Here is a 13,354-nt window from a genome sequence, read left to right as displayed (position 1 = left end):
CGGTACTCCGACCGGCAACAATGCGACGAAAGCGGTGCGAGTGGTCTCGGCGATCGGATCGGTCCTTCCCATTGCGATCGCGCTCGCCATCGCACCGTTGACCATCATCAGTGGCATCGTCCTGCTCCTCGGCGAGCGAGGGCGCCTCAAGGCGGCATTGTTCGGCGGTGGGTGGTTCGTGGTCATCGCGGCCGTCACCGCGGTGGCCTACCTGGTCACCGATGTGGCCGAGGAGGAGGACGTCGAGGTCGCCGACGACGGCGTGCACGTTCTGACCGCGGTGATCGGTGTGTTCTTCCTGGTGCTCGCGGTGGTCATGTGGTTTCGCCGGCCCCGAAGCGACGAGCCGCACGAGGAGTCGGCGCTGATCCGGCGCGTCACGGGAATGTCGCCGATCGGTGCGCTCGGACTCGGTGCGGCCGAGGGCGTCGTGGTGATCAAGAACATCCCGTTGTGTCTTGGCGCGGGCGCGGTCCTGGCGCGTTCGTCCGAGCTCGCGGCCCCGCAGGCGTGGGCGGTGATCGCCGCGTTTGCCCTGGTCGCGAGTGCGGGGGTGTTCATCCCGGTCCTCATCGCCGTGGCCGGTGGCCGGCGGCTCGATGCCCCGTTGGCTGCGACCCGGACCTGGCTCGAACACCACATGTCGCCGATCACCATCGTCACGCTGCTGGTGGTCGGCGTGTACTTCCTCCTCAAGGCCTTCACGGTCATTTGAGGTCGGGCGACCTACACTGGACCGCGTGACAACGGCCACCGACATCGCCGCCGGCGCCGCGGCGCAGATCCCCACGCCGTATGAGGATCTCCTGCGACTCGTCCTCGAGACCGGCACCCCCAAGGCCGATCGCACCGGCACCGGCACCCGAAGCCTGTTCGGCCATCAACTCCGATACGACCTGGCGCAGGGCTTCCCGCTGATCACCACCAAGAAGGTGCATCTGAAGTCGATCATCTACGAACTGTTGTGGTTCCTCCGGGGTGATTCGAATGTGCGCTGGCTGCAGGAACGCGGCGTCACCATTTGGGACGAATGGGCCGACGCGAACGGTGAGCTGGGCCCCGTCTACGGAGTGCAGTGGCGGTCCTGGCCCACGCCGTCGGGGGAGCAGATCGATCAGATCTCCGCGGCGCTGGACATGCTCAAGACCAACCCGGATTCGCGACGCAACATCGTCTCGGCATGGAACGTCGGGGAGATCCCGCAGATGGCACTGCCGCCGTGCCACGCGTTCTTCCAGTTCTACGTCGCCGACGGCAAACTCTCGTGCCAGCTGTATCAACGTAGCGCCGACCTGTTCCTCGGCGTGCCGTTCAACATCGCCTCCTACGCACTGCTGACTCACATGATGGCGCAGCAGGCCGGACTCGATGTCGGGGAGTTCGTCTGGACCGGCGGGGACTGCCACATCTACGACAATCACATCGAGCAGGTCACCCGGCAGCTCTCGCGTGAGGCGTACCCGTATCCGACGTTGGTGATGCGGCACCGGGATTCGATCTTCGACTACGAGTTCGACGACATCGAGGTGCTCGGGTATCAATCGCACCCGGGGATCAAGGCGCCCGTCGCCGTCTGACGCCCACTCGACGGAATTCGGCGCCCACTCGGCCGGATAGGACGCCCACTCGACGGAATTCGGCGCCCACTCGACGGTAGGGTGGACGACATGATCACGCTGATCTGGGCGCAGGATCGGGCCGGGGCCATCGGCCGAGACAACACCATCCCGTGGCGGGTGCCCGAGGACATGGCCCGGTTCCGGGCGATCACCGGCACGCACGCCGTGGTGATGGGCCGCAAGACCTGGGAGTCGCTGCCGGAGCGGTTCCGCCCGCTGCCGGGGCGACGCAACATCGTGGTGACCCGTTCGGTGGACTATCGGGTGGACGGCGCCGACGTCGTGCACACCGTCGACGATGCGATCGCGCTGGCCGGGGTGGATGTGGTGGTCATCGGCGGCGGCGAGATCTATTCGGCCGCCATGGATCGGGCCACTCACCTGCGCGTCACCGAAATCGACGTGCTCGTCACCGGCGCCGACGCCTTTGCGCCGTCGGTCGACGAATTACGCTGGGACACCGTCGAAACGAGTGAGTGGCAGCGGTCGCGCACCGGTACCCACTACCGGTTCCTCGATTACGTCCGGCATTTGTGAGCGGGGCGTCGTCGATCGATGTCCGCTGACCTCACGCCGACGCAGGCGCGGCGTGTCGCCCTGACCGCTCAGGGGTTCACCGATCGTCGGCCCACCGGTGCGCCGACGATGCGACTTGTCGAACGAGTTGTGCAGCGTACCAAACTGTTTCAGATGGACTCGGTAAACATCGCAGTCCGTGCGCATTACCTGCCGCTGTTCAGTCGGCTCGGTGCCTACGATCGTGGACTCCTCGATCGCGCCGCCTGGCGACCGGGCCGGGGGCGCCGAGTGCTCACCGAGTACTGGGCGCACGAGGCGGCGCTCATTCCCACCGACGACTGGCCGCTGTTCGGCTTCCGGATGGCCGAGTTCCGCGACGGCCGGTATCAACACACCCGAGATATGATGCGGCGCAACCGAACCCTGGCCGCCGACATCCGTGACGTGATCGCCGCCGGCGGGCCGATGATTCCCCGGCGCATCGAGGCCGCGCTGGGCATCGAGCGGGATCCGGCCCCGTCGGGCGGCTGGTGGAATCGTGGTGAGGTCAAACACCTGTGTGAGGCGATGTTCGCCGCCGGCGAGTTGGCCGCCACCCGCGACGACGCGTTCGGCCGACACTATGACCTCGCCGAACGGGTGCTCGGACCGGATATCTGTGCCCGGCGCGTCTCACGGGAGGACGCCCACCGCGAACTGGTGGCCCGCGCCGCCGCCGCACTGGGTGTCGCGACCGTTGCGGATCTGGCCGACTACTATCGCCTCAAGGTGGTCGACGTCCGCCCGGCCATCGACGAACTGGTATATTCCGGTGAGCTGCAGGAGGTTTCGGTATCCGGGTGGAAGGATCGGACCTATCTGCACGCCACCGCCGACGGTGGTGGCCGCGCGAAACGCTCCCGCGCACCCCACGGGACGATTCTCTCCCCGTTCGATCCGCTGGTGTTCTTCCGTCCCCGCGCCGAGCGGATCTTCGATTTCCATTACCGTATCGAGATCTACGTCCCCGAGCACAAACGCGTCCACGGGTACTACGTGCACCCGTACCTGCTCGGTGACCGGATCGCCGCCCGCGTCGACCTCAAGGCCGATCGCCGGCGGGGTGTCCTGATGGTGCCCGGCGCCTTCGTCGAAGAGGGACACGACCCGGGTGAGGTGGCAGAGAATCTCGGTGCGCACCTGCGTGAGCTGGCGCAATGGCTCGGCGTGGGCGATGTCGAGATCGGTGGTCGTGGATCGCTCGGCGCGGCACTGCGTCGAACGTTCAACTGACTGCGTCATCGTCGTGTAGCGCGCAAGGGGTCATCATCGATAGACCGGGTGAGCGTGACGCGCGCCGACGCCCGGCAACGGTCTCGATGGGATGCGGCGGTGTCGTCGGGGTGGCGCGTGGTGCATTTTCTCCGTTTTCGTGCATTCGGCGAGACGGCACATACATCGCGGCAAGCCGTTAGTGTGACAAAAGGACCAGACTTCCGGAGAGGAAACGCTGTGCACCTGTTGGGGCCGTGGAGCGAACAATCAGAGCTGGCCGGACGCGGGGGAGGCAAGGCCGGTGGCCTTCGTCTGTTGTCCGAAAGTGGTCTGCAGGTACCGGATTGGATCGTCCTGGGCACCGATGTCTTCGATCTGGTGGTGCTCGAAACCGGACTCGCGTCCGGTCTGCATCGACTCCGGACCGCGACCGAACTCGACGACGCCCTCGTCGTGGCCGCCGACGTGCGTGACGAGATCATCCACTGTGCCCTGTCTGCCGACGTGAGTGAGGTTATCCGACAGGCATATTCGCGGGTCGGTGGCTCGGCGGTGGCGGTGCGGTCGTCGATGGCGGGCGAGGACGGCGAGTATCGTTCGTACGCGGGCCAATTCGACACATTCCTGAACGTATGTGGTGAGTCCGCGGTGATCGACGCCGTGCGCGGATGCTGGGCGTCGGCGTTCTCACCACGGTCGATCGCCTATTCCCACGCTCGCGGCGGCGGTGACGCCGGCGGAGTCGCCGTCATCCTGCAACACCTCGTCGACGCCGATGCCAGCGGGGTCGTGTTCACCTGCAACCCGATCACCGGTAGCGCACAGGAGACCGTCATCAGCGCGGTGTACGGTCTCGGCGAAGGCCTGGTGTCGGGTGCGGTGGACGCCGACACCTACATCGTCGACGCCGATGGTGTGATCGGCGATACCGCCATCGGCGCCAAGGAAAGTCGTCATCGACCCGATCCGGACGGCGGAGTGCAGCAGGAGCCGGTCGGCATCACCGAGCGGGCGCGTGTGGTACTGACCTCCGCCGAGATCGGCGAATTGACCTCGGCGGCACACCATGTCGCCGACTCCGTCGGGTCACCTCAGGATATCGAGTGGGCGATCAGCGATGGCACCCTCTGGTACCTGCAGGCGCGGCCGGTGACCGCGTCGGCGCCGGCGACCACCGACGTCGGCGGACACCGTGGCGATGGCGATGTCCGCGATACTGTTGTCCGCGAGGCCATTGCGCGCGGTGCGGTTGTGCGTGGTGCCGGAGAAATGCTGGGGGACAACGAGAAGCGAATCTGGGACAACTCCAACATCATCGAGAGTTTCAACGGCATCACCTCACCGTTGACGTTCACCACCGCCGCCGACATCTACGGGCGGGTATACCTCGGCTACGCCGAATCACTGCGTGTGCCGCCTGCCCAACTCGCGCAGGTCGCGCGGTGGACCCCGGTGATGCTGGGGACCTTTCACAGCCGGGTCTACTACAACCTGGTGCATTGGTACCGAATGGTGGGTATCGCGCCCGGGTACCCGCTGAACCGCAAGGTCCTCGAGGCCGCACTCGGCGTGGCCGAACCGCTGGACACCGCGTGGGCAAAGACGTTGCGACCCTACGACTTCGCCACACCGCTGCATCGGGTGGTCGGACGTGCGGTCACCACGGTCACCTATCTGCGCCGGCTGCGCGACATCGATGCCATCGTGGCGGACTTCCTCGAGGAGTTCTATCGGGTCTACGACCGCTTCGAGGAACTGGATCTGGACTCGGTGTCCGGAGCGCAGGCCTACGCCGCCTATCGGGATGTGGACGCCGATCTGGTCCGGCGGTGGGGACCGTTGATGGTGCTCGACGCGATCCTGTTGACCCTCACCGGCTCGATGTACCTGCTGACGAAGGTGTTTCTGCCGAAGGCCCCCGAATGGTTTCTCTATGCGGTCCTCGGTCCGGGTGCCGATGTCGAATCCGCGGAGCCGGCCCGGGCGATGACCGACCTGGCCCGGCGCGCGGTCGCCGACCCCGCGGTGCGGCACCTGATCGAGACGACCGCACCCGCGCGGTGCCGTGACGCCCTGGTCGCCGGCGGGCACACCGCGTTCCTCGCCGCGGTCGAGGACTACCTGCGCCGCTACGGGTATCGGAGCCTGGACGAGTTGAAACTCGAGAGCCCCGACCTGCGTGAGGATCCGTCGTCGGTGTTCGTGATGGTGCGTAGCGCGATGACGCAGGCGCAGGACTCGTCGGTGACGCGCGGCGCGGGGAGCTCGTCGACTCCCACGGCGCAGGAGTATCTCGATGAGCACCTGGCCGGTATCCGGCGACGCATCTATGATCGCTTGCGCGCCAAGGTGTCCCGATGCGCAGCGCACCGCGAGCGGTTGAGATTTGCGCGCACCAGGGCCTTCGGGATGGTCAAGAGACTGATCCGGGTGATGGCTCGTGACCTCGTCGAGCGGGGGGTGCTGGAAAACTTCGAGGACGTTTTCGACCTCACGGTGCACGAACTGCGCCGGTGTTACGATTCCGGGCCCCCCGACGATATCGCTGACATGGTGCACGCACGACGGGCGGCGCGCCTGGACGATTCGGCGCTCGTGGCGCCGGAACGCTTCGTGACCGTCGGCGCGCAGTTCGACGACGCCGAGCTCTCGGAGCAGGGCTGGGTGCCGCTCGAGTCGATTCCACCCGCACCGACCGGCTCGGTGCTGGTCGGCACCCCCTCGTGTGCCGGGGTCGCCGAGGCCACCGCCGCGGTGGTCACGCGGCCCGACGACGTTCGTGGTGGCGTCCTGGTCGCCTACCGCACCGATCCCGGTTGGGTGGCCGCGCTGCCGTCGGCGTCGGCCCTGGTGATCGAGCGCGGCAGCCCCCTGACCCACGTCGCGATCGTCGCGCGGGAACTCGGCGTGCCGACCGTCGTACAGGTCCGTGACGTGACGGCCCGATTGCGCAGCGGAATGCGGGTCCGGGTGGACGGCACCGTAGGCACCGTGACGGTGCTGGAGTCGGCACCCGAGGACGCGGCCGATGACGCCGAACCACTTCGTGAGGAGCGACATGCGTGAACTCGACGACCTGAGCGCCACCGAAGTCATCCGGGGCTGGTTACGGAACCCGTCGCACGACCGCGGCATTCATCTGGCCGGTGAGGGGCAGGAGTGGACGTTCCGCTCCTACGGCGCCATCGCCGATCATGCGGTGCGGATCGCGGCGGACGTGCGGGAGCACGGCGTCGCCGGCGGCGACGGGGTGTGTGTCATCCTGCCGACCGACCACACCTGTGCCGCGGCGTTCTATGCGGTGTGGGTGTGCGGTGGTGTGCTGACCCCCATCGTGCCGCCGACGTTTGCCGATCTCGACCAGTACCGGTCCCACGTCGCCGTTATCATCGATCAGGCGCGGCCACGGCTGGTGGTGACCGAACCGGGACTCGCCGGGCTGGTGCGGGAGGCACTCGAGTTGTCACGTGTGCGCTGCCGGCTGCTGGAGGTGACCGATGACCCGGCGCCAACGGCGGGCGAGGGCGCCGACCTCGACGAGGTGTGGGGCCCGGCCGGCGACTGTGCGTTGCTCCAGTTCACCTCCGGATCCACCGGTGCGCCCCGAGGCGTGCGTATCTCGTGGGAGAGTCTGTCCACCAACACCGCCATGATCAGCGAGCTACTCCGGTGGCGCGACGGCGAACCGATGGCATCGTGGTTGCCCCTTTATCACGACATGGGGCTGGTGGGCGGATTCCTGACCACCGTGACCAATCAGGAGGATCTCCACCTGATGCGGCCGGATCACTTCGTCCGTGACCCCGTGCGGTGGCTACGTGCGATGACCGTCGCGCGTCACACGCCGTCGCCCTCGTTCGCGCTGGGCTATCTCGCGCACCGCATCGGGGCCGACGAGATCGCGGACCTCGATCTGTCCGGGTGGCGAACGCTCGCCGTCGGTTCCGAACCCGTCGAGATCGGCGACCTGCAGTCGTTCACCGAGCTCGCCGGTCCGTGCGGATTCGATGCCGAGGCCGTCACCCTGGCCTACGGATTGGCGGAGTCGACGTTGATGGTCTGCTCCTCGCGCCGGGACGCACCCATCACATTGGTGCGTCCGGGCGTGGGTGGACTGCGCTTCGGGTACCCCGTCGACATCGCCGAGACCCGCGAATTCTCTGCTGGTGCAACCTATTCCGGTTCCGGATGGATCGCCGGACTCGGCTGTTCGACGGCCCGTTCACAGGTCGCGATCGTCGACGACGCCGGAGACACGCTCCCCGCCGGGGTTCTCGGTGAGGTGATCGTCACCGGCAGCTCGGTCGCCTCGGGCTATTCCGACGACCGCGCGCCGGCCGCCGGGAGCACCCGCATCATCGACGGGGTTCTCTACACCGGCGATGCGGGATTCCTGCTCGACGATGAACTCTTCGTGTTGGGCCGGATGGGGTCGAGCCTCAAGGTCCGCGGACGGTCGGTGTTCATGGAGGATCTGGAATCGAAGGTGTCCGCCGAATCCGGCATCACCAAGGGCAAACTCGCCGCCGTCGCCGTCACCGACTCGGGCGACCGCGGGGTCGCACTGTTCGCCGAAGCGCCACCCGGTGAGTGGATGAGTGCCGCGCGCACCATCATTCGTGCCGAGCTCGGGCCCGCGCACACGGTCACCGTCGTCACCGGGCCGCGCGGATTGATCCGCCGCACCTCCAGCGGTAAGCCTCGCCGGCGGCACATGTGGCAGCTGCACATCGCGGGCGCTCTCGACGGCGCCCAGACCCACGACGTGGACGGAACCAGCGCCCACCCGGCACCGACCCCGACCCTCGGCGCTCAGCGCGTCACCGGACTGCTGGACTCCGCACTGGAGTTGGTGACGGTGCCCGACGCATGTGCGGTGGTGTTCGAGGGTTCGCTCGCCGAGGGATTCGGCAACGAGGGTTCCGACGTCGACTTCCTCGTCATCGCGGCCGGCGACGACGAGATGCCGACGCTACCCTCGGTGCTGTTCGCCGATGGTCGTCGGCTCGAGATCCGCACGCGGTCGGTGGCCCAGCTGCGGGAGCAACTCGAGACGGTGGCGCGACACACCGCCACCGACTCCGTCGACGAACTCGGCGAGGACCTGCTCAACCGGTGTCAGCGATTCCTGAACTCCACCACCATCCGCGACGGCGCCGGGGTCGATCTGGACGAACTGCGAAACATCCTGTCGCGCGAGCGATTCGCCGATACGCTGACCTCGTGGTGGGCGGATCGGGCCCGGCAGGCCTTCCGTCAGGCGGTTGCGCTGCGTGTGCTGGGCTGTGCCGACGAGGCACTCGGGTGGGCCGTCGACGCGCTGACCCAGGCCGCCAAGTGCTGGTGCGCCGCGCATGGCGAAACCTACCTCGAATCCAAATGGCTGCCCCGTCAATTGGATCGGGCCGCCGAACGCGGTGACGCCGATCTGATCGACCGATATCGCGTCCTTGTCGACGACGCGCGTCGCACGCCGGAGCCCGACAGGGCGTGGTGGGCGCGGGTCGCCGAGATGTCGACCGCGTTCGGTGTCGACGCGGACCGATGGTGCGATCCGGCTCCGCTCCGCCTGACCCGGGTGCCGGGTGTGACGACCTGGACCGTGGCCGATCGTATCCACGTCATCCGTTCCGGCGCCGACGTTGTCGCGCTGAGCGACCGCGCGGCCCAGGTGTGGCGTCAGGTGGTGTTCCGCCGGCCCTTGACGGCCGTGCTCGGGGGTGCCACGGCGGCCATGGAGGAATCGGAGACCGACGAGTCCGGGGCCGGGGGAGCCGTTCGGTCCCGATTGCAGTCGCACTCGCAAACGGAGTCGCACCCGCCGTCGCCGTCGGTAGCCGCGTGTATCGCCGAGTTCATCCGTCTCGGGCTGGTGGGGCTGGACTGGCGAGGTGCGGGTCCGGTACGACCCGCGATGACGATGTGCGAACCCTCGCCGCCCTACACGCCGATGCCCTACACGCCGCCTCTCGGCGGCGGGCGACCGCTGGTGGGGCTGACCGGCGCGGCGCGACCCGACACCGGAATCGCGGTGCTCTCACCGCTGCCCGCCGCCCGATTCGCCTCCGCGGCACTGGATCTGACGTGGGCGAATGTGGTCGCGGAGAACGCCCGCGAGGATCTGGCCGGAGCGGTCAAGAGCGGCCAGGGCGCGGTGGCGCAGGTCGCCGCACATCGGCTGATCGCAATGTCGGCCCGAATGATGCTGTCCTCGAACGGTATCCATCCGTTGCCGCCAGACGTCGCACCGGTCGCGACGCTGCGGCGGCTGCTTCCCGACGGGGCCGGACACGACGCGTTGGTGATGCGGTTCGAGGCGGCCACCGCGGTGGACTTCCCGGCGCTGGTCGACGGGGGTGATCCGCTGGCCGGTCTCGAGACCCTCGACGACCTCCTCGGCGAGGTCCGGGCCCGCGTCGGGGGTGCCGACTTCCCGTCCTCCTTCGACTCGAAGGACCAATGGCGCGCCACCCTGGGGATCGCCTACGACTGGGTCCGTATCGGTACCCACCTCGGGGTCCCGCTGCCGTTGGCCGAGGCCGGCGACCTGGTCGGGACCGGAGGCGCGCAGCCACACACCGAAGCGCAGCCACACACCGGAGCGCAGCCATGAGCGAGGTGACGGCCGGTGTGCGCGAGGTGATCGCCGCCATGATTCCGCCGTCGGTAAGCAACGTGGGTGCCGAGGACCTCACCGGAACCGCACGCCTGCGCGAGGACCTAGGCTTCGAGTCCATCCGGCTCATCGAACTCACCATGGTCCTCGAGCGACGCTTCGCACTCACCGCGATACCACCGGAACACCTGGCCGGCGTGCGCACCGTCGACGATGTGATCGCCGTGATCACCCGAGCGGTCGAGGCGGGTGCGGCGTGAAGGACCATGTGCTGCTCACCGGCGCCGCGGGCCTCGTCGGCGTCGAAGTCATCGCCCGCCTTCAGGCACACGGGACGCCGGTGATCGCGTTGACCCACCATGTCGGTGAGTTCGTCGCGAATGACGGTGCGCTCGTCACCCCGCGACGCGTCGTCACCGGTGACGTCCGGGAGCCCGACTTCGGTTCCGGGGTCCGCGAGGTCGCCGACGATCTGCGTCGCGAGGTGGGGGCGATCGTGCACTGTGCGGCGACCACCGCGTTCGACGCCACCGACGAGGAGTACGCCACACTCAACGTCGCCGGCACCGCGAACGCCATCGAACTCGCCCGCCGCTGGGAGGTGCCGCTGGTGCACGTCTCCACCGCCTACGTCTGCGGGCTGCGCACCGGGCGGATCGCCGAGGACGATCTCGATGCCGGACAACGATTCGGCAACCGCTACGAGCACAGCAAGTTCCGTGCCGAGCAGCTCGTCGACCAGGCCCGCGACGAGGGCCTGCGTGCGGTCACGGTGCGACCCGGGATCGTCACCGGCACCACCACCGACGGGGCGATCCGCGACCACAAGAACCTCTACACCGTCGTCAAGCTGATGGTCGAGGGCAAACTGCGCACCCTGCCCGGTCGCTACGACGCCACCATCTCCCTCGCCCCGGTCGATCACGTCGCCGAGGTGGTCACCGCCGCGGCCCTGCGCGCCGACGAACTCGACGGGATGACGCTGCACGCCGTGGGTTCTCACCCGATGACCCTCCGCGAACTGTCCGATGTCCTTGCCGAATACCCCTCCTTCGCGGTGGCCACCTTCGTCCCCGACTCGGCCTTCGACGTCGACGCACTCGAGGCGATCGAACGTGACTACTACCTCCGCGTCGGATCGCTCTACACCAGCTACTTCGCGCGGCGCCTGTCCTTTGACACCACCCACGCCGACGCGCTCCTGGGCCGCCGGTCACCGGAATGCGGCGCCGAATACCTGCGACTGCTGCTCGACCACAGCCTCGACATCGGCTACCTCGGTGCGCCACTGCCCGGCGTCGAGGCGATCCTCGCCCGACTCGGGGGTCGACGATGAATGCTCCCGTCCCATCCCCGGCGCGCGAGATGGTCGGAACACCTCGCCCGACCGTGGACCTCCTCGCCGCACTCGGTGTCCCCGCCGCACACCACGCCGAACTGCTCGGTGACACCTACGTCCTCGAGGCGATCGAACATCTCGACCGCGCCGGAGTCGATCCGCGATGGTTCGCCACCGGATGCTCGTTGCTGCTGATCAAACCCGACGCGATCGTGGCGCGGGCCGTGCAACCCAGCCTGGACTGGCTCGCCGACCGGGGGTGGCTCGTGCGTCACGCCGCTCGGGTGCCCGCGGATCGTCATCTCGCACGGGCGCTCTGGGCGCGGTCCTGGGCGACCGCGTCACCGGAGCGGCGACGTCTCGCGGACTTGCTGGTAGGCATCTGCGATGCGATGGTTCTCGTCGTCGAGGAGCCCACGCAGCCGGGGACCGAATCGGCGACCGAACGGCTCACCCGGGAGAAGGGGCCGACGAAACCGTCGGCGCGGATGCCGGGGGAACTGCGGTACCTGCTCGGGCGCCACACGTACCTGCTGAACCTGGTGCACACCCCGGACACGCCGATCGACGTGCTGCGGGAATGGGCGATCATCTCCGATGAGGCGGCGAGGCAACGATGTCTGGCCGACCTGATCCGACCGCCCGACGTATCCGATGCTGCCGACGAATCCGATGGTGCCGCAGCGGCTCTGAGCCTGGCCCACGAGCTCTACCGCCAGGTGCCGGCGTGGGGTTTCGAGCGGGACGCGGCGCTGGCCCGTATCCGCCACGACCTCGCCGGCACCGGAATCGGAACCGGGTGCGCATCCGGCGATGACGCCGCGTGTGCCGCACTTCTTCGCGCCGCATGGGCGTCGGGAACGCCGATGGACCCGTGGTCGGTGATCGTGCTCGGCTCCCATGTCCTGCCGATGATCGGCGATCCACAGGTGCGCGCGGCGTCCTCGGCGCCGATCGCACCGACCACCTTCTCGACCACCCGGAGGGCACGATGAGTACCGACCCACTGAGCTCACGACCCGAACACGCTGTGCACGAGACGATCTCGACACACTCTCAGACCATTGCCCGTGAGCTCGTGCACCGCTGCGCGATCTCGGAGGTGTTCGTCACCTCGCTCGACCGACCGTATCCCAGGGGTGACGCCGATTTCGTCGTCGGTGCGCAACTGCCGCGTATGCACGCCTACTACGGCGATCACCTCGGTGCCCAGGCCGGGCGCCATGATCCGCTGATGGTGATGGAGGTGGCGCGGCAGGCGTCGATCGCATTGACCCACACCTACTTCGACGTCCCGATCGACAGCGCATTTCTGGTGCGTACCTTCAACGGGCTCGCCGCACCGGGATCCGCGTGGGAGATCGGTCGCGCACCGGCCGACCTGGACATCGCTGTGCGCGTGGCGAATCGGCATGTAGCCGCGGAACGGTTGCGGGGCCTCGATCTCATCCTCGACGTCGGCCTGGACGGCGCGCATCTCATGACCGTCGACGGTTCGTTCTCGTGGACCACCCCGAAGCAGTGGCGGGCGTTGCGGTCGCAGGCCCGTGGCGGCGCCGAGATCGGGCCCATCACGATGCCCGATCCGATCTCGGAGGAGACGGTGGGTCGCAACGATCCGCGCAACGTCGTCATCGGCTCGTGGGACCCGGCGGCCGGGGCACCGAGCGCACCGCTGGTCGTCGACATCGACCACGGTGGACTGTTCGACCATCATCTCGACCACGTGCCGGGAAGCCTGTTGCTGGAGGCCGCGCGGCAGGTCGCGCTCGCCGTGTCCGGTGTGGTGCCCGGTGTGCCGGCCGGCCGGATCACCGCCGTGCACAGCACATTCGGACAGTTCGTCGAACTGGATCGGCCCGCGGTGTGCGTGGCGCGGCGGGTCACCTCCGCGGACGGGGTCACCACGGTGCTGGTGAGCATCGAGCAGGAGGGTCGACGCTGTGCCGACATCCATGTCGCGGTGACCTCGGACGCGGCGCAGGGCCGGTGAGCGTCATCGACCGG

The 13,354-nt window shown here is 68.1% G+C and carries 10 protein-coding genes; all 10 read left to right on the top strand.

What is annotated here, in order from left to right:
- The first annotated feature begins 34 nt into the window (after positions 1-34).
- The 10 genes from ACWDPV_RS22535 (at position 35) to ACWDPV_RS22490 (ending at position 13,340) form a co-directional block, all read left to right on the top strand.
- Positions 35-715: a GAP family protein gene (locus ACWDPV_RS22535; protein ID WP_449744763.1), complete on the top strand. Its 681-nt coding sequence runs from the start codon at positions 35-37 to the stop codon at positions 713-715.
- Positions 716-740: 25 nt separating this feature from the next.
- Positions 741-1,577, top strand: coding sequence for a thymidylate synthase (locus ACWDPV_RS22530; protein ID WP_449744762.1), 837 nt, complete (start codon positions 741-743; stop codon positions 1,575-1,577).
- 90 nt (positions 1,578-1,667) lie between these two features.
- On the top strand, positions 1,668-2,156 hold the full coding sequence (locus ACWDPV_RS22525; protein WP_449744761.1) for a dihydrofolate reductase: 489 nt from the start codon (positions 1,668-1,670) through the stop codon (positions 2,154-2,156).
- An 18-nt stretch (positions 2,157-2,174) separates the two neighbouring features.
- Positions 2,175-3,410: a winged helix-turn-helix domain-containing protein gene (locus ACWDPV_RS22520; RefSeq protein WP_449744760.1), complete on the top strand. Its 1,236-nt coding sequence runs from the start codon at positions 2,175-2,177 to the stop codon at positions 3,408-3,410.
- A 183-nt stretch (positions 3,411-3,593) separates the two neighbouring features.
- Entirely contained in the window at positions 3,594-6,458 is a 2,865-nt protein-coding gene (locus ACWDPV_RS22515) for a PEP/pyruvate-binding domain-containing protein (RefSeq protein ID WP_449744759.1), read from the top strand.
- On the top strand, positions 6,451-10,005 hold the full coding sequence (locus ACWDPV_RS22510) for an AMP-binding protein (RefSeq protein ID WP_449744758.1): 3,555 nt from the start codon (positions 6,451-6,453) through the stop codon (positions 10,003-10,005). The genes ACWDPV_RS22515 and ACWDPV_RS22510 overlap by 8 nt, the downstream gene beginning before the upstream one ends.
- Positions 10,002-10,268 carry an acyl carrier protein gene (locus ACWDPV_RS22505; protein WP_449744757.1) on the top strand — a complete coding sequence of 89 codons (267 nt, stop codon included), beginning with the start codon at positions 10,002-10,004 and terminating at the stop codon, positions 10,266-10,268. Before ACWDPV_RS22510 ends, ACWDPV_RS22505 begins: the two co-directional genes overlap by 4 nt.
- Positions 10,265-11,344 carry an SDR family oxidoreductase gene (locus tag ACWDPV_RS22500; RefSeq protein WP_449744756.1) on the top strand — a complete coding sequence of 360 codons (1,080 nt, stop codon included), beginning with the start codon at positions 10,265-10,267 and terminating at the stop codon, positions 11,342-11,344. The genes ACWDPV_RS22505 and ACWDPV_RS22500 overlap by 4 nt, the downstream gene beginning before the upstream one ends.
- On the top strand, positions 11,341-12,342 hold the full coding sequence (locus ACWDPV_RS22495; RefSeq protein ID WP_449744755.1) for a nucleoside-diphosphate kinase: 1,002 nt from the start codon (positions 11,341-11,343) through the stop codon (positions 12,340-12,342). Before ACWDPV_RS22500 ends, ACWDPV_RS22495 begins: the two co-directional genes overlap by 4 nt.
- A complete protein-coding gene (locus tag ACWDPV_RS22490; RefSeq protein WP_449744754.1) occupies positions 12,339-13,340 on the top strand; it encodes a ScbA/BarX family gamma-butyrolactone biosynthesis protein in 1,002 nt (333 codons plus the stop codon). The genes ACWDPV_RS22495 and ACWDPV_RS22490 overlap by 4 nt, the downstream gene beginning before the upstream one ends.
- Positions 13,341-13,354: the final 14 nt, after the last annotated feature.

The organism is Gordonia sp. NPDC003504 (genome assembly GCF_053587995.1).
The sequence above is the reverse complement of the archived record's forward strand: the minus strand, read 5'-3'. Positions and strand labels throughout refer to the sequence as shown.

Excerpts from the sequence above, each read along its gene's own strand:
- ACWDPV_RS22520 (WP_449744760.1), top strand. The coding sequence starts at position 2,175 with ATGTCCGCTGACCTCACGCCGACGCAGGCGCGGCGTGTCGCCCTGACC.
- ACWDPV_RS22495 (WP_449744755.1), top strand. The coding sequence starts at position 11,341 with ATGAATGCTCCCGTCCCATCCCCGGCGCGCGAGATGGTCGGAACACCT.
- ACWDPV_RS22510 (WP_449744758.1), top strand. The coding sequence starts at position 6,451 with ATGCGTGAACTCGACGACCTGAGCGCCACCGAAGTCATCCGGGGCTGG.
- ACWDPV_RS22505 (WP_449744757.1), top strand. The coding sequence starts at position 10,002 with ATGAGCGAGGTGACGGCCGGTGTGCGCGAGGTGATCGCCGCCATGATT.
- ACWDPV_RS22525 (WP_449744761.1), top strand. The coding sequence starts at position 1,668 with ATGATCACGCTGATCTGGGCGCAGGATCGGGCCGGGGCCATCGGCCGA.
- ACWDPV_RS22490 (WP_449744754.1), top strand. The coding sequence starts at position 12,339 with ATGAGTACCGACCCACTGAGCTCACGACCCGAACACGCTGTGCACGAG.